We start from the raw sequence: 22277 nt of genomic DNA, 5'->3' as shown, positions 1-22277 counted from the left end.
TACGAACAATGTTTTCAATGATAATTTTGAGGGTGTATGAGGCTAATTGTTGGAATGACAGGTGCGACCGGAGCACCGTTGGCGGTCACGCTGTTGCAGGCTTTACAGAAAATTCCGGATGTAGAAACACATTTTGTGATGTCGCGTTGGGCAAAAACGACCATTGAACTTGAAACGTCGATGACTGCCAGAGAGGTAAGCCTGTTGGCGGATGTCACGTATCACTCAGCGGATCAAGCCGCTGCAATTTCATCCGGCTCATTCAAAACCGATGGGATGATCATTATTCCCTGCAGTATGAAGACCTTGGCCGGTATCCGATCCGGATATGCCGATGGCCTGATTGGCCGCGCCGCGGATGTCATTTTAAAAGAACAGCGTCGCTTGGTGCTTGTTCCCCGGGAAATGCCACTCAATCCGATTCACTTAGAGAATATGCTCGCGCTTGCCAGAATTGGTGTCGCTATGGTGCCTCCTATGCTGGCTTGGTACAACCGGCCTGAGTCTGTCGAGGATATTAAACAGCATATTGTGACAAGGGTTTTGGATCAGTTTGGTCTGGATGCCCCGTTTGCGAAACGCTGGCAAGGTCTTTCTCACAGAACAAAACATGATGAGGAAATCGTGAATGATTTTTGATGATTTAAGAAGCTATTTAAAGGCACTAGAAGCGCAAGGCCAACTACTGAGAATCACTGAACAGGTTAAAGCGGAACCTGATATTGCTGCTGCTGCAAATGCGACCGGAAGGATTGGCGACGGTGCTCCGGCGCTTTGGTTCGATAATATCGAAGGATTTACCAATGCCAAAGTTGCGATGAATACGGTTGGCTCGTGGCCAAATCACGCGATATCGATGGGGTTACCACCGAATACGCCGGTGAAAGAACAGATCGACGAATTTATTCGTCGTTGGGAAAACTTCCCGGTCGCGCCGGAATACCGGGACAATCCGCCTTGGGCGGAAAACACGGTTGATGGCGAAGCGATCAATTTGTTTGATATTTTGCCGCTTTTCCGGCTTAACGATGGGGACGGTGGATTCTATCTCGATAAAGCGTGTACCGTCTCCCGGGATCCGACCGATCCGGAAGATTTCGACAAGCAGAATGTCGGGATTTATCGGCTGGAAGTTAAAGGCAAGAGAAAGTTAGGCCTGCAGCCGATACCGATGCATGACATTGCGATTCATCTGCATAAAGCTGAGGAGCGGGGAGAAGACCTACCGGTGGCAATTGTGCTGGGGAATGATCCCATCATCACTTTGATGGGGGCAACACCACTTAAGTATGATCAGTCCGAATACGATATGGCGGGCGCACTCAGAGAAGCACCTTATCCGATTGTGAAGGCCCCGTTGACAGGATTTGATGTGCCTTGGGGATCTGAAGTCGTGCTTGAAGGGGTGATTGAGTGTGGTGTGCGTGAGATCGAAGGGCCATTCGGTGAGTTTACCGGCCATTATTCCGGTGGGCGGAGAATGACAGTCGTCAGAATTGATAAGGTCTCTTACCGGAGCAATCCAATTTTTGAATCCTTATATCTTGGTATGCCGTGGACCGAAGTTGACTATCTGATTGGGCCTGCGACTTGTGTTCCTTTGTATCAACAACTCAAAGCGGAGTTTCCCGAGGTGCAGGCGGTGAATGCCATGTACACACACGGTTTATTGGTGATTATCTCAACGAAGAAACGTTTCGGGGGATTTGCCAGATCGGTCGGGATGCGTGCCATGACCACGCCTCATGGTCTCGGTTATGTCAAAATGGTCATTATGGTTGATGAAGATGTCGATCCTTTCGATTTAAAACAAGTGATGTGGGCGATGTCATCAAAAGTGAACCCGGCAGGTGACTTAGTACAACTGAATAATATGTCGGTACTTGAACTGGATCCCGGCTCATCTCCGTCTGGAATTACGGATAAATTGATTATCGATGCAACAACGCCGGTCGCACCGGATAATCGGGGAAACTACGGTATGCCTGTCAAAGATCTGCCTGAAACGAAAGCATGGGTTACCAAATTAACGCGTATGCTTCACGAAGCTAAGGAAGGTAAACAATGATTTGTCCACGTTGTGCTCATGAAGAGATTGCATTGCTTGCTCAATCACCGGTTGCGGATGTATGGACGGTACATCAATGCCAACGATGTCTTTATACTTGGCGTTCTACAGAGCCGCTCAGACGAACGAGCCGCGAGCATTTTCCGGATGCGTTTAAAATGACACCGGAAGAGATCGATAACGCGATGCAATTACCAGAAATCCCACCATTGCTGCCGGTCAATCAACGGTAAATAGCGGAAAGGATAAAACATCCAAGAGAGCATTCCCAGCCGGATTGATGCTCTCTTTTTCTTTCCCTGAACCTATTCTCAAACAATATGCAGAGCCTGAATTGTGTCTCTTTCAATACTTGCACTTTAGCGAGAAACTGAAAATAAAAAATAGCCACAAATCAAATGGAAATGTAGTTTTTAATTTTATAATATAACTTTTTAAATTGTTTTTATAATTAATTTTGGTGTTATGTTTTTTCGTTAAAATATATTATTTGATATATTTTTCAATAGTTTATAATTTTTGTGTGATTGTTTTAATGAATGATTTTAATATTTTTGAAATCAGTATGGTGCACGTCACAATAAACATGTCATTTATTGAATTAAATATATTTAACACAGTGTAATTACTTGGCAGTAGTCATATATTTGGATTTTTATAGGTTACATATATTACGTTGGGTGGCATAGTTGATTCAGCCACCTAATATAGAGATGTTGGGATGAATTTTCAGTTGTTTTCGTTAAATTTTACTAAGTCAGGCATCTTTTGTGTGGTTGAGTAAATGAATTAGGCAGCTATATCTGCCGTACAATATTTAACACTAACAAACAAGGTTGGGTAAATATGGAGATGAAAAAATTACTAGGGATTTCAACGGCTTTATTACTCAGTTCAATGAGTTTAAATGCTGTTGCTGGTGCCGTATACATTAATTTCAATGCTGAATATCAAGAGATTGATGGGTTTGGTGCGATGAATGCGCCCGGTTGGGTCAATGATCTAACCTCAGCACAAGCCACCAAAGCATTTGGTAATGGTGATGGGCAAATGGGTTTATCCATTATGCGTATGCGAATCGATCCGGATCCAAATCAATGGTACAGACAAGTACCAACGGCTCAAATTGCTTATTCTTATGGTGCAAAACTATTGGCAACACCTTGGTCACCACCAGCTTATATGAAGACCAATAACGACGTAAATAATGGGGGCAAACTTAAAAAAGAACATTATTGGGGATATACCAATCACTTAATGGATTTTACCAATTATATGGCTGGTAAAAATACGCCTATCTATGCACTATCAATACAAAATGAGCCGGATTGGCATCCTAATTATGAGTCTTGTGACTGGTCGGGTGCAGACTTTGTCAATTATTTAAATGATCAAGGCTGGCGACTGGATTCCTCTCTGAAAATTTTAGCACCAGAATCATTAGGCTTTAATCCTGCACTTTCTGATCCAATCTTAAAAGACTCTGTTGCGAGTAGCCATGTTGATATTATTGGTGGTCATTTATATGGCGTTACACCAAGAAATTATCCACTGGCACTCCAGAAAGGCAAAAAATTGTGGATGACCGAGCACTATACCGACACTGATAATGCCAATATTTGGGACAAGGCAATGAATGTCGGTTTAGAACTGCATCAAAGTATGGTTTCTAACTATAGTGCGTATATCTGGTGGTATCTCCGTCGGAGTTACGGCTTTTTGACTGAAGACGGTAACATCAGTAAACGTGGTTATATCATGTCACAGTTTTCTAAATTCATCCGTCCGGGAGATGTACGTATTGCTGCAACAGAAGTCCCTGAAAGTAATGTCTATGTGACGGCTTATAAGAATCGTTCTGGCAAGCTTGTGGTTGCAGTCGTCAACAGAACGAACTCACATAAGAAGCTAGACTTTACGTTACAAAATGGCACTGTTGGTTCCATGACAAAATATGTGACTTCAGCGTCTAAAAATGTTAGCTATGGCGGTAAATATGCGGTAAGTAACAACCGGTTTACTGCTTATGCGGATCCTTGGGCAGTGATGACATTCGTGTCTGAGTAATGCTGTGTCAGTTAAGGTGAGGAGAATGTTCCTCACCTCGAAAATGAACCTTGAGTCACGATTGCCTCAAGGTTCATTTTTTATCTGCCGGCTTATCCGAACTCTAATAGTATTTGAGCCCTAGCAGGGCGTCAGACAAGTGTGAGCCCACATAAAACCAGTAAACAGATATTGGACAGTAGACCAAGTAAAAAGAAATAGGAACGCGGGCTAGGGCTGGTTTCTGTGGCAATAGCATAATAGAGCACCATATGTACAATTCTTGCCCCGGCAAAAACCCAGATAAACACCCCGGTCCAAAATACATTTGCTCCCATGAGAACCGCTAAAAATGATGTTCCCAACATGATGGGCAGATTTTCCAGCGAGTTCATAAAAGTTCGGTGAGATCTGAACACAAAAGAGTCATGGCTCAGTGATTGATCAATTTTCCCGGGGACTGCGCCTTTTTGGGACGCCTTTGAGGTTGAAGCGACTAACCCTTGGATAAGCCATGTGAGCAGCATAACCAAAATACCCCAGAAAGAAGCGGTATATAGATCGATAGAATTCATATTTTCCCCCGTTAATGATCAACTATTTTTTAAAGCAAGCAAAACTGCGGCTTCGGCATGTATAGCCGTGGTGTCGTATAGGGTCACATCCGTATGTTCTTGTTTTACGAGTAATGCGATTTCGGTACATCCGAGAATAACCGCTTCAGCCCCTTGTGCAGATAAACTGTGGATGATGTCTAAATATTGTGCCCGAGAATCATCACGTATCACACCCAAACACAGCTCTTGATAAATGATGTCATGAATGATGGTTTGTTGCTCTGAATTTGGCACAATCACTTCAATCCCGAATTTTTCAGTTAAACGGTTTTTGTAGAAATCTTGTTCCATTGTGAATCGAGTGCCGATCAGTCCGACTTTTTGAATACCGTCGATGCGTAATTGCTCTGCGGTGGCATCAGCAATATGGAGTATTGGAATAGAGATTGATGATTCAATTTGCGGGGCAACTTTGTGCATTGTGTTGGTACAAATCAACAAGAAATCAGCACCGCCTGATTCAACGGATTTAGCCGAGTCAGATAGTATTTTAGCCGTCTCATCCCACTTGCCTTGGTGTTGTAACTGTTCTATTTCGTTAAAATCGACACTGTATAAACTGATTTTGGCTGAATGCAGGCCGCCTAATTTATTTTGTACGGATTCGTTGATTGCCTTGTAATAGCTGAGTGTCGATTCCCAGCTCATTCCTCCCAATAAACCAATTGTTTTCATGTGATATGCCCTTATCTAATTGTAAGTCACTTATGACCTTTATGGTGATCATCAGCCGACGTGGTGAGAGTCGGCTGAATTTTTTGCTAAGCTTGATGTTGTTCAACTGTCAAACCAATCTCTTGCCCATAAGAGATCTCAAGCGTGTGGCCGTCCGGATCACGAATAAACGCCCAATACCCGACAGGATAGCCGGAATCCGTAGCCTCTTTGGCTAAAATACCTTCTTTTCTTGCTTGATGACACAGCTGATCCACTTCATCTTTATCACGACAACCCACGCCAAGGTGGGCAAACGGACCAAGCACAGGCGTCGGGTCGCTGTTCTGCACCAGCACCAGTACAAATGGTCGGGTTTTATCGGATAACCAGACGACTCGCTTATCGATGTCTTCATCGACTCGTTCATGCATCACAGACATATTTGCATAAGTTGTGTAAAAATGGATGCTTTTGTCTATGTCCTTCGCTGATAGTGCGATATGTGTAAAACCAATATCGTTGCTCATGATTACCTCAATATATGTGTGTGGAATGTGTTAACTGACGTTGATAATAGCCACCCTATGGAACACGATTGATGTCGTTTTTTGTTTGAGGCCAGCATAAGACCTCAAGTTAAGTTGAGGTCAATCGCTATTTTCGGAGAGAAAGATAGAAGCAGAAGGTTTGCAGATTAGGGCAATCGGACTAGTTGTTGTTATCCAGCGCTTTGATAAATTGAGCCGGTACGCCCCCCACTAAAGTGTCCGGTGCAACATCTTTGGTCACTACTGCGCCTGCTGCGACAACCGAGCGTGCACCGATCGTAACACCTTGGCAAATCACGACATTTCCTCCGATCCAGACATCATCTTCGACGATGATCGGTAAACACTGAAATTCCCAATTTTTACGCTGTTGATGATCTAATGAGTGGGTCGGGGTATAAAATTGTGCATTGGGGCCGATTAACACATGGTTGCCGATTTTGATCGGTGCATTATCCAGCATTGTTGCGCCCATATTGATGTAGGTATTGCTACCGATAGAGATGCTTTTTCCATATTCACAAAGAAATGGCGGGCAGACCACCGTATTCTCTCCTACATGCTTGAGCAGCTTAGCAACGTAAGGTTTTCCCGCTTCAAACTGGCGCGAATTAATTTCTTTCAGTAAATCAAATGCTTCATTTCTTAATTTTGCAAATTCGGGACTGGTTGCATCAAATTCCAGGCCTGAGTTCATTTTCTCAAATTCATTCATATTCTAATCACCATTTAAGTATGCATTTCGTCACTTACATTACTTTAAAATACCAGTGATTGAACGACAACGATGTGTGAGCACTCTCACTTTCAAGCGCCTTGATGATCATGGTTGAGATACATTTCCATTGAAAAATTGATAAGAGACTCGCCATTACGCTGCACTTCATTCTGCTTGACCACAGTAAAACCACGACGTTCAAAGAACGGTTTAGCAATGAGTGATGCCTCAACGTATAAGCGTGTCATACCGGCTTCTTTTGCTTGTGAGAGTAAATGTTCATAAAGCGACGAAGCGACGCCGATTCCCTGAAAATTTGGATGCGTATAGGTGCAATCAATATGGCCGTCACTATCGAGTTCAATAAAGCCGGCCACATGATTGTCGATGATTGCTACAAATGGTTTCTTGATACTGAGTCGCTCGGACCAAAGCGCATAATTAACCGGAGCCGGTGCCCAGGCTGCTTTTTGCTCAGGTGTATAAATCGCAGGATCAATTGCATGTACAGACTGATAAAATAAGTCAGCAATCTCTCTGGCCCATTCTGGTGAGTATGTTTGTATATTCATCGTTACCTTCATTCATCGTACGGGAGGTGACCCGAGAGTTTGCCATATTGATATGATACATACGAGTATTAACGACACCTAACTGCCTGTTTGAACGAGTGATTATTTCCGTAACCATTTGTACATAATGTAGCTATCAACCAATCCAAGCCGAGCGTGCTGATAAGCTTTAGGAATGGTACCGATGATCGTAAAACCGAGTTTTTGCCATAGTCTGACAGCAACGTCATTGGTAGAGACAACGTTATTAAACTGCATCGCGTCAAAACCCAATTCAAGCGCCTTTTGCTGTGAATGTTCACACATTTGACGGGCAATTCCCTTCCCTCTGGCTGCACTTGAGACCATGTACCCACAATTACAAATATGGCGACTCGGCCCTAGTGCATTTGGCTTGATATAATAAGTGCCCAACACTATCTCGTTTTCAATAAAAGCATAGGCTTGCAGTGGTGTTTCACACCAGAGAACGAACGCATCTTCTTGCGTCATATTCGGGTCGAATGCGTAAGTTTCCTGCGCCTGAATTACCGCAGAAAAGGTCGGCCAAAACGATTCAAACTCTGCTCTTGTGATTTCCCTGAGCATAAAAATAACTCCCTATGCTGTTTTATTTACGCATTTTTATTTACGCATTGCGTTCAGTTTTGCCTGTGCAATCCCAAAGATCGAATTGATCGGATAACTGCCGTCTTCAGTCGCAGTACCGGCGGGTTTACCGGTAAAGATTTCGATTGCTTCGGTGACATGGTCAATCGCCCAGATATGGAACTCCTGTTTCTCGATCGCATTGACAATATCATGGCGTAACATCAGGTTGTGCACATTGGAGCGAGGGATAATCACGCCTTGTTCCGGGTGACGGCCTTTGATGGTACAGACATCGAAGAATCCCTCAATTTTCTCATTAACACCACCAATCGGTTGCGATTCCCCGAACTGATTCATTGAGCCGGTTATGGCGATATCCTGTCGGTTTGGCTGTTTTGAAAACGCAGAAAGAATGGCGCAAAACTCCGCCATACTGGCACTGTCACCATCGACACCACCATAGGATTGTTCAAATGTGAGGGTTGTCGTGAGGGGGAGTTTGGCATTTTTCCCGAGTACAGAGTGCAGGTATGCAGTCAGGATCATCACACCTTTTGAGTGAATACTGCCACCGAGATCAACGCTTCGTTCAATATCGATAATATCGCCTTCCCCATAACAAGTGGTTGCCGTGATGCGATTCGGCACGCCAAACATATGATCGGTGGTGCTGAGCACTGACAGTGCGTTCACCTGACCGACTGCATTTCCTTCGGTCTGCATCAGTGTGGTGCCGTTGAGAAACCCTTCCATCACATTATGCTGGATACGATTGACCCGCAGTTCTTGGTTGTGCAGTGCTGCGTCCACATGACCCTGACGAATCATATTCGCGTTGGCCTGTTTGGCAACATAGTTCGATTCGCGCAGCAGATTCGCGATATGCGCTGAGTGTAATGACAGTTTATTTTGATCCCCGGCAATGCGGGAACTGTGTTCAATGATGCGACCAATCGCTTTGCGATCACAATGCAGGAGGTTGTTGTCGTGCACAAAACTGGAGATAAACCGTGCATATTGCAGTTCGGAATCTGCGTTGCGGGGCATTTCATCTTCAAAGTCAGCAGTGACCCGGAAGAGCTCTCCGAACTCCGGATCATAATGTGTCATCAGTTGGTATGTCCGATAATCGCCGAACAGAATGATTTTCACATTCAGTGGAATGGGTTCGGGATCCAACGAAATCGCACCGCTTAATGTGACCTCTCTCTCCAGCGAGGTCATGCTGATCTGCCGTGAACGCAAGGCGCGTTTGAGACCGTCCCAGACGTAGGGACGTTCCAATACCTTAATCGCGTCCATGAGCAGAACTCCGCCATTGGCACGGTGTAAACTGCCCGAGCGAATCAGTGAAAAGTCGGTAAATACAGTGCCTTTATAGGTAGCGTTTTCGATATAACCGAACAGCGAGTGATAATTCGGGTTCTCTTCAACCACAATCGGGAAGCAATCTTTCGGATGACTCACCAACACATTGACTTTGTAGCGGCGGGGTAATTTTTTATCCAGCGCGGCTGCCGCTATTTCACCTTGCTCGCTACTTTCCTCAAGAAAGATATCGACATTATCGATAATGTCTTTGCGCAGATCTTCAAGATGGGTTTTGATTTCTGGATAACCGGAATAATCCTTTTTGAGTTTTTTGATAAAGTGATTAAGCACTTCGCCAGTGACTTCATCATTAAGCTTTTTGATTTTTTCGTTGTAGCTTTCTTCCCATTCTGAGAGTTGGCGAACCATATTCCGCAGTTTGACTTCCAGTTCGTCAATGGCCTCACTGAAGTAAGTTTGCTCTTCTTTGGTTAATGCCTCAAAGGTCGATTCGGTGTGCATCTCATCGCCATTCATGGCAATGAACTGATAATCGCCTTGCGGGGTGATTGTCAGACTGATGCCTTTTTCCTTTGCGTCTTTGGTAATTTGCTCTAACTCGGTTTGCTGCTTGGTGGCGAGCTGATTTTTGAGCTGTTCCGCCCGGCCGATATACAGCTCGTTATCGAATGCCAGTGGAATCGCGCCCACCAGTTTTTCGAGTAGCTTTTCAATATCATGCCGTAACTGATTACCGAGCCCGCGTGGTAATTTTAAGACTTTCGGGGTACGACTTTCGGTAAAATTGGCGACGTAGCACCAGTCGAACAGGGCATCCGGCTCATGTTGGTGACGGTTAAGATAGCGTAGTACCATCGTCCGTTTTCCTAGTCCGTTTCTGCCGATGGCGTAAATATTGTACCCTTTCTCTTTAATCGACATGGCGAATTCAACCGCTTTTTGTGCCCGTTCTTGCCCGACGATCTCATCGATAGGGGGTAAATCTTTAGTGGACTTACTGGACAGCTTTTCCAGCTTGGCTACATGATAAAGCTGATGTGTTTGTAGTCGTTCGATTGCCATGATTCCCTCACGCCTTTCCTTTTTTACTCAGTGTAGATGTAATTGTTTGCATTTTTAGTGACTTAGCGCTGATTCGTATCTGATTGAACAAATAAGCAGCAGTTTCTGATGAAATGTCACCGAAACCTGAAATGATGGTGTTCAGGAAGCCAGTGTAGGAAAGAGTGCTTTGATAATTATCACGGAGTCAGTAGACTAGGGGCTGTTGACCTTTCGTGGTTGAATTTTGTTCAATCTGAACGGGTATTGATTGCGGCGCGGGGCATGCCGCTTAGCTATCCTAAGCAAATCTAGAGTTCCTTTAACCTGACAGACAAAAATAAGCGTGATTCGGCGAGGCCGGATACGGTGCTTATTCGGTACTAATGTTCGGGTGACACGGGTCGATGATGTTTGATTTTATCTGACGAGAGAAGAGTTTTTATTTTTATGCAGACAACGGTAGATGTTCCGCAATCACTGGGCCGTCAGCTTCTGACCATGACTTGGCCAATGGTCTTTGGTGTGCTTTCTCTGATGGGGTTCCAGTTAGTTGACAGTATTTTTATTGCGCAGTTGGGTGTTTTGCCGCTGGCTGCCCAAGGATTCACATTACCGATGCAGATGGTCATCATTGGCTTGCAGGTCGGGCTGGGTATTGCCACGACATCGGTGATTGCGCGTGTCTTGGGGGCCGGTAAACAACAGGATGCGAAACAGTTGGGCGGCCTTATCCTCAGCATCGGTAGTATCAGTGTGGCGGTATTAACACTGCTTATCTATTTATTGCGTCATCCGATTCTGGCGCTTTTGGGGGCAACATCTGATGTGTTTCCCATTATCGATCAATATTGGATTGTCTGGCTGATCAGTGCCTGGACCGGAGCGGTCTTGTATTTTTTGTATAGTATTTGCCGGGCAAACGGGAATACGATTCTCCCCGGAACGATGATGATGGTAACCAGTGTGGTGAACTTAATTCTCGATCCGATTTTTATTTTCTCATTCGATCTGGGAATTAACGGGGCTGCACTGGCAACGATCTGCGCATTTGGCCTCGGAATTATCGTGGTCGCGGTGAAAGTGCTTTCCCGTCACTGGATGTCATTTCACTGGGAAGGGCTCGATATTCGGGACAGTGTGAAGTCGATTTCGCAAGTTATGGGGCCGGCAACCGTGAGTCAGTTACTTCCGCCGATTTCTTCAATGATGGCGACCCATATTCTGGCTTCTTTCGGCAATGAGCCGGTGGCTGCGTGGGCGGTCGGTTCACGATTTGAATTTTTCTCGCTGGTGGCTGTTTTAGCCCTCACGATGGCAATGCCGCCCATGGTTGCCAGAATGTTGGGGGAGAGAAAAATTACCGAGATCCGCCATCTGGTCAGGATTGCCGTAAAATTCGTACTGATTTTTCAGACGGTACTCGCCGTATCGGTATTTTTTCTGGCCAGCTCGATTGTGGTATGGATGGCCGATGCTGAGATGATACAGCGATTACTCCGGTGGCATCTGATTTTTGTTCCCATCAGCCTTGGCCCGCTGGGCATCTGCATGTTAATGGTGTCGATTCAAAATGCATTGGCAAAATCATACACAGCGTTAGTTGTGTCAGCGTTGCGGCTGTTTGTGTTTTTCCTGCCGTGTCTGTGGCTGGGTGCTCAGATAGCAGAACTGAAAGGCATTTATGTCGGGGCGATGGTTGGTAATATACTTGCCGGTCTGTGTGCTTGGTTGATCTATCAGAGAACAATACGACAGATTGAACAAAAAGTATCGTCCCAAGGGTGATGACTTCCTGTGAACATAAAAAAACCCCGCTTAGCTTAGTTGTTAAGCGGGGGTTTTCTTTTTATCAAGCAAACCGTTTGAAACGATTTACGACATTAAGCTAAGCACAAGCAGACGTTTTTGCTTTGCGGCGTGCTTCCACTGCAGCAGAGAGTTGACGTAACACTTGCTCGGTATCCTGCCAGCCGATACATGCATCCGTAATCGACTGGCCGTAAGTGAGAGCTTGCCCATCGATTAGATCCTGACGTCCTTCGACCAGATGCGATTCGATCATCACCCCGAAGATGTGATCTTCACCACTGGCAAGCTGTGCTGAAACATCTTCAGCCACGACCATCTGACGCTGATACTGCTTACTGCTGTTCGCATGGCTGAAATCAATCATCACTTTTTGCGGCAGATCGGTTGCGGTCAGTTTATCTTTGACCTCCTGAACATGCTTGGCACTGTAATTTGGCTCTTTACCACCACGTAAAATGATGTGGCAATCCGGGTTTCCTGCGGTTTCAACAATCGCGGAATGACCAAATTTAGTCACAGAGAGGAAGTGGTGAGATGCCCGAGCCGAGCGAATTGCATCCGCTGCGATTTTGATATTGCCATCGGTGCCATTTTTAAACCCGACCGGGCACGATAAACCGGAAGCCAGTTCACGGTGAACCTGTGATTCAGTGGTTCTCGCCCCGATTGCGCCCCAGCTGATCAAATCGGCAACATATTGTGGTGTGATCATGTCCAGAAACTCACTGGCGGTCGGCATCCCCAAATTGGTCAGCTCGAGTAACAGTTTACGACCAATTTTCAGGCCTTCATTGATCTTGTAGGTATCATTCATGTACGGGTCATTGATGAGACCTTTCCAGCCTACCGTTGTGCGCGGCTTTTCAAAATAGACACGCATGACGATTTCCAGATTGTCACCTAACTCGTCACGCATGGTTTTCAGCCGCTTGCCATATTCGATTGCCGCTTCCGGATCATGGATAGAACATGGCCCGATGATCACGAGGAGACGGTCATCTTTGTCATTCAGAATATTATGAATGGCTTTACGGGCATTAAATGTGGTTGAAGAAGCAACGTCAGTTGCCGGAAATTTTTCAAGAATCGCTACCGGCGGGAGTAGTTCTTTAATTCGTTTTATTTTTACATCATCAGTCTGAAACATTCGGTTCTTCTTCCTCTCTTATCACGGCACATCTGTCAAGGGGACGTTTGTCAAGGCAACGCTGCCCTCAGATGTCTTAACCTACGTAAGGTATCGGGTTCAATATTATGTTGCAATCATTTTTTTAATTGGAATGCAATATTAAAGCTATCTTTACATTAAATGTTGTTTGTAAAAAATAGTGTACACTTGTGTTTGAAGCGTTGTCTTGAAAGGTATAAATTTTATTCAATCTCTCATTATGACTGAAATAAGATCAAGGATTTCTATTATTTATCGATTGCGTACTCACAAATAATCTGTGATCTATCATACACTGTGGGTAACACAAAATAGTGGAAAGGTATCTCCGATGAATGAACAATTTTCCCGTTGGCTGGCCAGAGATCCGGATCAGACAACGAAAGATGAGTTACAAGCGTTGATTGACGCAGGTAATCAGGAAGAACTGCAAGATCGGTTTAATGGTCGCTTAGCTTTTGGAACCGCAGGTCTGCGTGGCAAAGTTGGCTGTGGCCCTAATCGGATGAATCGTCTGGTCATTCAGGAAACAGCAACCGGATTAGGTCATTATCTGATTCAGCAAGTCGATCAGGCTAAAGAACGCGGTGTGATCATTGGTTATGACGGCCGGTTGGATTCGAGAGATTTTGCCTATGATACCGCATCAGTGCTCGCTGCATTGGGGATTAAGGTATATCTCACCGATCAGGTTGCCCCGACACCGGTGGTTGCTTATGGGATTCGTCAACTAAATACCGCTGCCGGCGTGGTGGTGACAGCCAGTCATAATCCGCCGGAATATAACGGATTTAAAGTGTACTGGGAAAACGGTGCGCAAATTATTCCCCCGCATGATCAAGGGATCGCACAGGCGATTGAACAGGCTGCTCAACAGCCACTGGAGACGATGTCTCTGACAGAGGCTGAAGCCGAGCATCGTCTCGTGTGGCTGAGCGACGATTATTACTCAGCCTACCGGCAGTCGGTACATCAGCATCCGTTATTACAATCAAGTGCGCAGCAAAGCGGTGGGGATGATATTACCATTGCCTACACCGCGATGCATGGTGTCGGTGCGCCTTATGCTGAAGCGTTACTGCGGGAAGCCGGATTCTCACATGTCCATAGTGTTGCACAGCAGCGTGAACCGGACGGACGTTTCCCGACCGTTAAGTTCCCTAATCCTGAAGAGCCGGGGGCGATGGATCTTGTGATTGCACTGGCGGAACAAGTGGGGGCGGATCTGGCTTGTGCCAACGACCCGGATGCAGATCGCTTCGCAGTTGCGGCTCGTCATCCTTCCGGTGAGTTTCGGATGCTGACCGGTGATCAGGTCGGTAGCCTGCTTGGGGATTACTTATTAAGCCGAAGCCACATGCAACAAGCTTTGGTCGGCAATACTATTGTGTCTTCCAGTCTGTTGGAGAAAATCGCCCGGCACTATCGTGCGACTTATTTCAAAACGCTGACGGGATTCAAATGGCTGACCAATGTTGCCATGCAGCAACAGCGTGATGATCTGTCGTTCTTATTTGCCTATGAGGAAGCACTGGGTTATACCATCGGCACACAAGTGTGGGATAAAGATGGTTTATCAACACTGCTTGCGTTTGTGCAAATGTGTACCGCGCTTAAGCGTGACGGGCAAACCGTCTGGGATCGGTTAGAAGCGATTTATCGTCAGCATGGCTTGTATGTCACTGCCCAGAAAAGTATCGCTCTGTCACCGGAGACTCCCCCGGTTGGGGATGCACTGCGGGCGGAGCCGCCACAGACAATTGCCGGACGTCAGGTGATCGTGACGGAAGACTATAAAACCTCGCAACGCCATTTGGCTGACGGGCGGACTGAAGTGATCGATTTACCGGTCAGTGATGTGTTGGTGTATCAATTAGATGGGGGAGCCAGAGTGATTGTGCGTCCTTCCGGTACAGAACCAAAACTGAAATGTTACTACGAACTGGTGACGGAGATTATCCCGGATGAAGCGTTTGAGGCCGCTCAGCAGCGAGCGGATGAGCAATTGAGTATGCTGATAGCCGAACATCAGATTCATCTGCAATAACGCTTTTAAGCCGATATATTACAAGTAAACAAACAAGAGCAGCATTCGCTGCTCTTGTTTTATCTGTGGCTTATGGGTGTTTGGATGATTGGTTCGAGAGCTGTGCGATTGCCGGATTGGATGAACGGCACTTGGCAAAGACGTCCTGTTGGGGACGATAGGCTTGAGTCGTGACATCCAATGCGCCCAACAATGTATCAAAGAGGTAGTCGTGAGAGATTCGGGCTTGCCGGGCTTCTGTTTTCAGACAAGCTTCATTGATGGATTTGGTTTGTTGAAATCCCGGCGACATCCAGAGCAACAGGGGCACATGGGTCTGATATTTCGGGGCGATACTATACGGCAGCCCGTGGAGATACACCCCGTCTTCCCCTAACGATTCACCGTGATCAGACATATAGATCAAGGCGGTATTGTAGCGGTCTTCCAGTGATTTTAGCCGGTCAATGGTTTGGCTGACAACGTAATCGGTATAGCGGATGGTATTATCATACGTATTGATTAACTGCTCTTGAGTACAGTTTTCAATATCCGCTCTCGGGCAGTCAGGCTGGAATGCTGCAAACTCTTTGGGATAGCGCTGATAATAAGTGGGGCCGTGACTGCCGATCAAATGTAGGACGATGATGCGATTCCCTTTCATCGCGGCCACTTTTTCCTGAAAATCTTCCAGCAGTTTGATGTCGAGACAACTGGTGCCATTACACAATGGATTGCTGCTGCTTCGGGAAAGATTTTCTTCCCGGAGGCGGGCAGGCACATGCTTATCCGCACCGTCATTTTCTCGCCAGAGCACATCAACACCGGCGCGGTTGAGAATATCCAGCACATTGTCCTGATGCAGTGCCACTCTTTCGTTGTAGTCAGATTTATTCAGCCGTGAAAACATACAAGGGACAGACACCGCTGTTGCTGTACCGCATGATGAAACATGTTGAAAGGAAATCACATCGGACTGACTGGTATATGGGTTGGTTTCCCGCGGGTAACCGTTGAGCTGGTAGTTCTGACTTCTGGCGGTTTCACCTAAGACAAACACAAACAGGGTTGGTTTACCGTTACTGGCAGTTGGCGTGGGCTGATATGCGTCCAGACCGATCTGTTTATAATCCATCGGTGCGGTCAGATAATTTTCGCGAATAAAGCGGTCGAGACTGTGGACGTAATAGGTCGGAATGATCAGTTTACGCAAATAGCTGTTGTTTCTGCCGACGGAAGCGTAGTCCTGATAATAGAACATCGCAATGATGACGATCCCCAAGAGGGACATCGTGATGGTCAGGAGCTTTTTACCCAGTAAGCGCAAGACACTGCGTTCCGGACGGATCGGCGATAACCACAGCGATATAGTTGGGATGATCCCCAGAATGATGACCCACAAGATCGAGTTCAGACTCAGGTATGAGGTAGCTTCACCGGTGTTGGTTTCGACGATATTACGGATCATATCGATATCGAAGATAACCCCGTAATTGTAACTCGCATAACAGACGATGCTTGAGGAGACGATCAAAATAGAAAAGAAGATCTTGGTGATTTTCGGCCAGGTAAATAGGGTAAAGAGTATATTTAAGGCGCAGAAGAAAAATATCGGGATCGAGATGATAAAGCCGGGATCCACTGTTTCCATTTTGCTGAAAATGGTCTTCAAATCCGCGTAAATTGGCAGATTGAGGAACACGGCAAAGTAAGCTGAAAGGATCAGCGTCATGATGGTATAAGAGAACGGATAAAACGTTATTGAGCGATTGATTTTCATACTAAAATCCACGTCCAGATAAAGGCAGTCAGTAAAATGGTGATCAAGACAGCGGCAGAGCCAATGTCTTTGGCTCTGCCGCTTAATTCGTGGAACTCGTCACCGATTCGGTCAACAACGGCTTCGACGGCAGAATTAAACAGCTCAGCGATTAAAATCAGGATCAACGATGTAATCATGAGCATCTGCTCGCTTGACGTAACGTTGAGCCAGAAGGTGAGTATGATCAGTGGTATCGAAACCATCACCTCCTGACGAAAGGCGGCTTCATGCAGCCAGACTGCACGAAGACCTTGCACCGAATAAACAGTGGCAAAGCAGACTCGTTTGAGCCCTTGATGACTTGCTTTCATAACATCCTCATATGAATCAGGTCGTAAAGAATCTGACATGTGGTTGAAATATTGAGGTATCGTAATGAGCAAGCCTTAAGATTGACTTAAGAACGATATAAAGAGACGTCACTTTGAAAGAGCAGAGGAAACATTATGCGGATTGGTATTGATTTAGGCGGCACCAAGATAGAAGTGATCGCATTAGCGGATAATGGCGAAACATTATTTCGTCAACGCGTCTCTACGCCACGGGGATCCTATGAGCAGACGTTGCAGACCATTGTCGATCTGGTTCATACCGCGGAGGCAGAGATCGGTATGACCGGCACCGTCGGGGTGGGGATTCCGGGAACCATTTCGCCGTATACCGGCCGGGTGAAAAATGCGAACTCAGTTTGGTTGAATGATCAGCCGTTGCAGGATGATCTGGGGCAGCGGTTACTGCGAGAAGTCAGAATAGCCAATGATGCCAACTGTATGACCGTGTCTGAAGCGGTGGACGGGGCTGGTGCCGGTCAGCGGATTGTCTTGGCGTTAATTTTGGGCACGGGGTGTGGTTCCGGAATCACCATTGACGGGAAGCCGCATATCGGCGGCAATGGGATTGGGGGAGAGTGGGGACATAATGCTCTCCCCTGGCCTGACGAAGCAGAACGTCGTTTGGTGGCCGGGCGACCTTGTTACTGTGGCAGAGAGGGCTGTATCGAACAGTATGTTTCCGGCACTGGGTTGTGTGATGATTATCAGAGTCGCAGTGGTGTGGCATTAACCGGCAGTCAGATCGATGTACTGGCAACACAGGGAGATGCGCTTGCCCAACAGGTTTTGAGTGATTATGAACGTCGGCTGGCAAAATCTCTGGCTGCATACATCAACATACTTGATCCCGATGTGGTGGTGTTTGCCGGTGGTGTGAGTAATATTCAGCGGCTCTATCACAATATCCCGCGTTTGCTGCCTGAGTATATTTTTGGCCGGGAGTGCCAGACTCCGATACGACAGGCTGTCCACGGTGATTCGAGTGGTGTCCGGGGGGCAGCATGGTTATGGCCTGTGGATGATCAATCGTGATTGTGTGACTCGGGTAAGGCGAATAACTGATAATAGTTTTGTATCGATGACTGGACGGCTTGCGCTAAATTTTCCAGTGGTACAGGGGCTGAGAAGTAGTAACCTTGCAGACTATCGCAACCTTTTCCTATCAGGTAACGGGCGTGTTTTTCTGTTTCCACCCCTTCACAACAACTGTGTAGCCCAAGCTGCTGGGCAAGCGTCAGAATGGCATTGAGAACCGAGGCATCTTTATCGCTGTTAAATGAGTTTACGACGAACTGACGGTCGATTTTTAATGTATCAATATCAATTCGATTCAGATAGCTCAGTGATGAATAGCCGGTTCCGAAGTCATCGAGTGCAATTGAGCTGCCCAGCGCTCGAATGCGAGAGAAGAATTGATTCGCCAAATCAAATTTTTCCAGATAGCTGGATTCGGTAATCTCGAACTGAAGCCGGGTAATATCTTGATGATGAGCTGCTAAAGTCTGATGCAGCACATTTTCGAGCTGGGGGGTCATTAAATCTTTCGATGAAATATTGACCGAAACGACCAGCGGATGGGGACAGGTTGACTGAATTTCATCCAGATCGCGGATCGCCTGACAGAGTATCCAGCTAGTGATTTCACCGATTTTCCCCCCATTTTCTGCAATCGGAATAAATTCAGAAGGCGAAATCATTCCCAGCTCCGGGCTGTTCCAGCGAATGAGGGCCTCAAATCCAATCACTTCACCCTGACGGGATACTTTGGGCTGATAAACCAAAAAGAACTCATCATTGTCAATTGCCGTCGATATGCGATTGATGATCTGCAATGTGCGCCGTTTCTGGCGCAACATTTGAGGTTGAAACAGACGATATGAGCCTTTGCCAACGGTTTTACTATGAGACATGGCAATATCAGCATTGGAAATCAGTGTATCGATGTCGAAGTCGGACGCTTTGGCCATGGCAATTCCAATACTGACACTGGTCTGGATTTCCCACTGGCCGATGGTCATCGGTATTTTCAGTTCGTCAATAATCGTTTGTGCGACCTGTTTGGCGATACCAGCGTCCGGCAGATCGGGCAACACCGCCAGAAAGTCATCACCACCGAGTCGGGCGAGTGTGTCATTTGGCCGGAGATTTTTCGCAATCAGTTGGCTCAAATGGCGTAACAGTTCATCGCCAATCGTATGTCCCATCAAATCGTTAATATCTTTAAAACGATCTACATTGAGGAAAAAAATCGCCATATCGGTGTGATGTTGCTGCGCACTGAACAGGTATTGCTTCAACGTTTCCATCACATATCGACGATTTGGCAAATTGGTCAGATGGTCGTAATTGGCAAGATGAAACATTGAAACTTGTTGTCGGCGTAATTTCTTATTCTGTTCCTGATTCAGTTGATGCTCCTGATTGATGGTCTCCAGCATTGCGTTGATATCTTGACTCAGGTGTAACACCTCGCTGACGCCTTCAGCAGGGTGCCGAAGCGTATAATTTCTGGAGTGTTTGACCCGCTGGGTAAACACAGAGAGGCTAATCAAAGGGGTGACGATGCGCTGGAACATATACCAAGAAATAATGAGAGAAATGACCAGAATCAGCAAGACCAGAGGTATTGCCTTAATGAGCAGATCATGACGACTGTTGGCAATCGGCTGTTTGAAGTCGTGGATGACTTCCAGATAGCCAACCGGGAAATCCGGATTGCCAATAGTGTCCATACTCACCAGAAAATCATCGATGTGTGTGACAGGGAATGGTGTTTTTTTGGCAATGAGCGATTGGTACTGAGGGTTATCAATAATATGAACCGGCTTGGCTGATGTTTTGGAGTAGCGTTCAAGCAGGTTCCAATTGGCATCATACACATCAGCATAGAGAATATGATCATATCTTTCGAAAGAGAGGAGTTTATTTTTCAGGACAAAACTGTCTTGATCTTCTGAAAAAGTAAAGAGCAGATCATCGGCTACATTATCAATTAAAGCTTCGAGGTTGTTTTTAACCGAGTGGATATAGATGGCTTCGTATTCTTTGAGGGAAACCATAAAAACTGATAGTGCACACAGTGCAATCGACAGTGTACTGATGACGAGAAATTTTCCTCGGATACCCGGTTTTTTATGAATCCCTGATAACATCAAGTCAATCCTGTTTTTAGTTATATTCTAGCCAGCCGTTATTTTTGATAAACCACAATAATATTGTGCGGGAGTGCCTGTTGTGCCGGTACATAGCCGATTGCGTTATTTGTTTTTGCGATATAGTTCAGCAATTCTTGTACTGACGAGAGTTCGATGGGGGGATGACTTCGCCCAGTGAACAGTAATTGTGCCCAGTAGGATTGAATCCGGCTTTCGGTTAGACCAATCACTTTAGTATTGAACAGTATTCGGGTGGGATTGCCAACCTTTAAAGTAACTGCCTGATATTTACGGCTGAGTGTTCCGCCCATGTATATTTGCCGAATTTCATGGTGCGTTAAAGCCGACAGGTGTGTTGCTGCATTGGCGATGACAAGAATGCCCGGTTGTGGTTTGGCGTAGCCGAGCGGACATAAAATCAGTAAATTCAGAACCAGCCAAATACTAAATATGTGACAGAAGCAATGTTGCTGCGTTGCCCTCTTCATCAGAATACCCACTCTAGACTGACTCTATAAAGGTCTGCATTTCTGTCGAAATCATCCCGGATCGAATCGAAAAAGGCGTTTTCTCCCGGTTTACCTTCTAAGAAAGTGACTTCTGCTTTTAGTGCGATTTGAGGGTGAACATCCCAACGAGTCCCCAAAGTCCATGTGGTTAAATTATCCTGACTTCTGGATTTCAGCGCGCTGACCACTTGATTGAGTTTACTATCTGAGCTCAGTACTTCATCAGAATACGTTTGATATCTGACATGACTTTGCGCAAATGTGACATAAAACGTCAGTGGCTGAATGTTGTAGCCAGCAGAAACATAATAATTTTGAACATCTTTAATAAAATAAGCCTGCCGGGGATTAATCATGGTCCACTCAGCCCGAAGAAAATAATCGATGGTTTCATAGCTAATGGCTGCCTCTTCAAGATCGATCCAGTGCAGCTGAGCCAGCGCTCCTGCGGTTTTTGTATAACCGGCGTTTTCTAGCGCTGTTTGCAGTTGATTCAGTTCTGCTTTATTCAGATTTACTTGTCCACGGTGATGAGAAATCCGGAGTGTCAGGTCATCAATATCAATAGATGCAATCACACCACCAAAGATTTTGACATCATACTCCGTTATCCCGAAATTAGTGTCATGTGTGCCGGAGTAACGCCCCAGATAAGTTTCGAGAGAAGCATCAATATTGTCGTTTGCATGACCCCATGCCAAATCGATACCGTGATAAGTGGGGAATAGCCAGCTTTTATAAACTTGCTGAGGTGCGGAGATCCAAGGATAGGTATAGCCAACGTCAAGCACATCACTCAATACGAAAAAAGGCGTTTGTAACCGGCCAATTTTCAACAGGAGATTGTCTCCCGGCTGGTAAGATAAGTATGCCCAGTTTATCAGCGGCTCGTCTGATGAACGTTGTGTCCGGGCAATACCTTGAACCGTTGCACTTAAGGACGAGTTGAAATGATATGAAGTTTGTAAACCGAGTAATGTTTCAGGCTTCAGAGAAACGTGGTCTGAATGTCCCATATACGTTGCCTGAGAGGTCGTCAAATAACCTGCGGTTATCCGCCCAAATCCAGAAAGGGAAAAACGGTCATCAGGATTGGCATATCCCTCATGGGGGAGAAAAATCAGAAATAAAGTAAAGAAGCAGGTGACTTGAGATACTTCCTGATATTTTTTTCGATATCTTATGTTAAAAAAAGACAAAATCATTTTGAGTCTGCGATGGTGCTCACCATCTAAATTGTTAATAGATTGTAACTTATTTATT

At 45.8% G+C, this 22277-nt stretch carries 20 protein-coding genes; 7 read left to right on the top strand and 13 right to left on the bottom strand.

Annotated elements, in window-relative coordinates:
* The first annotated feature begins 36 nt into the window (after positions 1-36).
* The 4 genes from VR7878_RS06090 (at position 37) to VR7878_RS06075 (ending at position 4135) form a co-directional block, all read left to right on the top strand.
* The gene (locus tag VR7878_RS06090) at positions 37-639 is read left to right on the top strand and encodes a non-oxidative hydroxyarylic acid decarboxylases subunit B (protein WP_077334375.1); all 603 of its coding nucleotides are present in this window, start codon (positions 37-39) and stop codon (positions 637-639) included.
* Positions 629-2068: a non-oxidative hydroxyarylic acid decarboxylases subunit C gene (locus VR7878_RS06085; RefSeq protein WP_077334373.1), complete on the top strand. Its 1440-nt coding sequence runs from the start codon at positions 629-631 to the stop codon at positions 2066-2068. The genes VR7878_RS06090 and VR7878_RS06085 overlap by 11 nt, the downstream gene beginning before the upstream one ends.
* Positions 2065-2301: a non-oxidative hydroxyarylic acid decarboxylases subunit D gene (locus VR7878_RS06080; RefSeq protein WP_077334371.1), complete on the top strand. Its 237-nt coding sequence runs from the start codon at positions 2065-2067 to the stop codon at positions 2299-2301. Before VR7878_RS06085 ends, VR7878_RS06080 begins: the two co-directional genes overlap by 4 nt.
* Positions 2302-2914: 613 nt before the next feature.
* On the top strand, positions 2915-4135 hold the full coding sequence (locus VR7878_RS06075) for a glycoside hydrolase family 30 beta sandwich domain-containing protein (protein WP_077334369.1): 1221 nt from the start codon (positions 2915-2917) through the stop codon (positions 4133-4135).
* A 131-nt stretch (positions 4136-4266) separates the two neighbouring features.
* Here VR7878_RS06075 and VR7878_RS06070 read toward each other — a convergent pair whose 3' ends face one another.
* From VR7878_RS06070 to VR7878_RS06040, 7 genes are all read right to left on the bottom strand, one after another.
* A complete protein-coding gene (locus VR7878_RS06070) occupies positions 4267-4689 on the bottom strand; it encodes an MAPEG family protein (protein ID WP_077334367.1) in 423 nt (140 codons plus the stop codon).
* Positions 4690-4707: 18 nt separating this feature from the next.
* Complete coding sequence (locus tag VR7878_RS06065; RefSeq protein ID WP_077334365.1) at positions 4708-5406, bottom strand: aspartate/glutamate racemase family protein; 699 nt, start codon at positions 5404-5406, stop codon at positions 4708-4710.
* Positions 5407-5492: 86 nt separating this feature from the next.
* Entirely contained in the window at positions 5493-5915 is a 423-nt protein-coding gene (locus VR7878_RS06060) for a VOC family protein (RefSeq protein WP_077334363.1), read from the bottom strand.
* Between the two features lie 181 nt (positions 5916-6096).
* The gene (locus VR7878_RS06055) at positions 6097-6651 is read right to left on the bottom strand and encodes a sugar O-acetyltransferase (protein WP_077334361.1); all 555 of its coding nucleotides are present in this window, start codon (positions 6649-6651) and stop codon (positions 6097-6099) included.
* Positions 6652-6743: 92 nt separating this feature from the next.
* A complete protein-coding gene (locus tag VR7878_RS06050; RefSeq protein ID WP_077334359.1) occupies positions 6744-7226 on the bottom strand; it encodes a GNAT family N-acetyltransferase in 483 nt (160 codons plus the stop codon).
* Between the two features lie 102 nt (positions 7227-7328).
* Positions 7329-7814 carry a GNAT family N-acetyltransferase gene (locus VR7878_RS06045; protein WP_077334357.1) on the bottom strand — a complete coding sequence of 162 codons (486 nt, stop codon included), beginning with the start codon at positions 7812-7814 and terminating at the stop codon, positions 7329-7331.
* Between the two features lie 36 nt (positions 7815-7850).
* Positions 7851-10211 (bottom strand): Lon protease family protein, encoded by a 2361-nt coding sequence (locus VR7878_RS06040; RefSeq protein WP_077334355.1) that lies wholly within the window; start codon positions 10209-10211, stop codon positions 7851-7853.
* Between the two features lie 429 nt (positions 10212-10640).
* Between VR7878_RS06040 and VR7878_RS06035 the strand changes: the two genes are divergently transcribed.
* Positions 10641-11978 (top strand): MATE family efflux transporter, encoded by a 1338-nt coding sequence (locus VR7878_RS06035; RefSeq protein WP_077334353.1) that lies wholly within the window; start codon positions 10641-10643, stop codon positions 11976-11978.
* A gap of 100 nt (positions 11979-12078) precedes the next feature.
* On the opposite strand, the gene aroG is transcribed toward VR7878_RS06035, so the two are convergent.
* Positions 12079-13149, bottom strand: a complete 1071-nt coding sequence (gene aroG / locus VR7878_RS06030) for a 3-deoxy-7-phosphoheptulonate synthase AroG (RefSeq protein ID WP_077334351.1) — start codon at positions 13147-13149, stop codon at positions 12079-12081.
* Between the two features lie 352 nt (positions 13150-13501).
* Between aroG and VR7878_RS06025 the strand changes: the two genes are divergently transcribed.
* The gene (locus VR7878_RS06025; protein WP_077334349.1) at positions 13502-15217 is read left to right on the top strand and encodes a phospho-sugar mutase; all 1716 of its coding nucleotides are present in this window, start codon (positions 13502-13504) and stop codon (positions 15215-15217) included.
* A gap of 70 nt (positions 15218-15287) precedes the next feature.
* Here VR7878_RS06025 and VR7878_RS06020 read toward each other — a convergent pair whose 3' ends face one another.
* The gene (locus VR7878_RS06020) at positions 15288-16976 is read right to left on the bottom strand and encodes a phosphoethanolamine transferase (protein ID WP_077334347.1); all 1689 of its coding nucleotides are present in this window, start codon (positions 16974-16976) and stop codon (positions 15288-15290) included.
* Positions 16973-17329: a diacylglycerol kinase gene (locus VR7878_RS06015; RefSeq protein ID WP_077334345.1), complete on the bottom strand. Its 357-nt coding sequence runs from the start codon at positions 17327-17329 to the stop codon at positions 16973-16975. The genes VR7878_RS06020 and VR7878_RS06015 overlap by 4 nt, the downstream gene beginning before the upstream one ends.
* Before the next feature lie 135 nt (positions 17330-17464).
* Between VR7878_RS06015 and mak the strand changes: the two genes are divergently transcribed.
* On the top strand, positions 17465-18382 hold the full coding sequence (gene mak, locus VR7878_RS06010) for a fructokinase (protein ID WP_077334343.1): 918 nt from the start codon (positions 17465-17467) through the stop codon (positions 18380-18382).
* Here mak and VR7878_RS06005 read toward each other — a convergent pair.
* The 3 genes from VR7878_RS06005 to VR7878_RS05995 are packed head-to-tail and all read right to left on the bottom strand — an operon-like array spanning position 18373 to position 22030.
* The gene (locus VR7878_RS06005; RefSeq protein ID WP_077334341.1) at positions 18373-20502 is read right to left on the bottom strand and encodes a putative bifunctional diguanylate cyclase/phosphodiesterase; all 2130 of its coding nucleotides are present in this window, start codon (positions 20500-20502) and stop codon (positions 18373-18375) included. The two genes, mak and VR7878_RS06005, sit on opposite strands and share 10 nt — an antisense overlap.
* Before the next feature lie 38 nt (positions 20503-20540).
* Positions 20541-20993 (bottom strand): hypothetical protein, encoded by a 453-nt coding sequence (locus VR7878_RS06000; RefSeq protein WP_077334339.1) that lies wholly within the window; start codon positions 20991-20993, stop codon positions 20541-20543.
* Positions 20993-22030, bottom strand: a complete 1038-nt coding sequence (locus VR7878_RS05995) for a hypothetical protein (protein WP_139344028.1) — start codon at positions 22028-22030, stop codon at positions 20993-20995. Before VR7878_RS05995 ends, VR7878_RS06000 begins: the two co-directional genes overlap by 1 nt.
* Positions 22031-22277: the final 247 nt, after the last annotated feature.

Origin of the sequence: Vibrio ruber DSM 16370 (genome assembly GCF_900163965.1) — a bacterium.
Taxonomy (GTDB): domain Bacteria; phylum Pseudomonadota; class Gammaproteobacteria; order Enterobacterales; family Vibrionaceae; genus Vibrio; species Vibrio ruber.
Note: the sequence above shows the minus strand (reverse complement) of the source record. Positions and strands in the feature narration are given on the sequence as shown.

Bases quoted from the DNA above. Each gene is read 5' to 3' on its own strand.
- VR7878_RS06090 (WP_077334375.1), top strand. From the start codon at position 37: ATGAGGCTAATTGTTGGAATGACAGGTGCGACCGGAGCACCGTTGGCG.
- VR7878_RS06085 (WP_077334373.1), top strand. From the start codon at position 629: ATGATTTTTGATGATTTAAGAAGCTATTTAAAGGCACTAGAAGCGCAA.
- VR7878_RS06080 (WP_077334371.1), top strand. From the start codon at position 2,065: ATGATTTGTCCACGTTGTGCTCATGAAGAGATTGCATTGCTTGCTCAA.
- VR7878_RS06075 (WP_077334369.1), top strand. From the start codon at position 2,915: ATGGAGATGAAAAAATTACTAGGGATTTCAACGGCTTTATTACTCAGT.
- VR7878_RS06070 (WP_077334367.1), bottom strand. From the start codon at position 4,689: ATGAATTCTATCGATCTATATACCGCTTCTTTCTGGGGTATTTTGGTT.
- VR7878_RS06065 (WP_077334365.1), bottom strand. From the start codon at position 5,406: ATGAAAACAATTGGTTTATTGGGAGGAATGAGCTGGGAATCGACACTC.
- VR7878_RS06060 (WP_077334363.1), bottom strand. From the start codon at position 5,915: ATGAGCAACGATATTGGTTTTACACATATCGCACTATCAGCGAAGGAC.
- VR7878_RS06055 (WP_077334361.1), bottom strand. From the start codon at position 6,651: ATGAATGAATTTGAGAAAATGAACTCAGGCCTGGAATTTGATGCAACC.
- VR7878_RS06050 (WP_077334359.1), bottom strand. From the start codon at position 7,226: ATGAATATACAAACATACTCACCAGAATGGGCCAGAGAGATTGCTGAC.
- VR7878_RS06045 (WP_077334357.1), bottom strand. From the start codon at position 7,814: ATGCTCAGGGAAATCACAAGAGCAGAGTTTGAATCGTTTTGGCCGACC.
- VR7878_RS06040 (WP_077334355.1), bottom strand. From the start codon at position 10,211: ATGGCAATCGAACGACTACAAACACATCAGCTTTATCATGTAGCCAAG.
- VR7878_RS06035 (WP_077334353.1), top strand. From the start codon at position 10,641: ATGCAGACAACGGTAGATGTTCCGCAATCACTGGGCCGTCAGCTTCTG.
- aroG (WP_077334351.1), bottom strand. From the start codon at position 13,149: ATGTTTCAGACTGATGATGTAAAAATAAAACGAATTAAAGAACTACTC.
- VR7878_RS06025 (WP_077334349.1), top strand. From the start codon at position 13,502: ATGAATGAACAATTTTCCCGTTGGCTGGCCAGAGATCCGGATCAGACA.
- VR7878_RS06020 (WP_077334347.1), bottom strand. From the start codon at position 16,976: ATGAAAATCAATCGCTCAATAACGTTTTATCCGTTCTCTTATACCATC.
- VR7878_RS06015 (WP_077334345.1), bottom strand. From the start codon at position 17,329: ATGAAAGCAAGTCATCAAGGGCTCAAACGAGTCTGCTTTGCCACTGTT.
- mak (WP_077334343.1), top strand. From the start codon at position 17,465: ATGCGGATTGGTATTGATTTAGGCGGCACCAAGATAGAAGTGATCGCA.
- VR7878_RS06005 (WP_077334341.1), bottom strand. From the start codon at position 20,502: ATGTTATCAGGGATTCATAAAAAACCGGGTATCCGAGGAAAATTTCTC.
- VR7878_RS06000 (WP_077334339.1), bottom strand. From the start codon at position 20,993: ATGAAGAGGGCAACGCAGCAACATTGCTTCTGTCACATATTTAGTATT.
- VR7878_RS05995 (WP_139344028.1), bottom strand. From the start codon at position 22,030: ATGGGACATTCAGACCACGTTTCTCTGAAGCCTGAAACATTACTCGGT.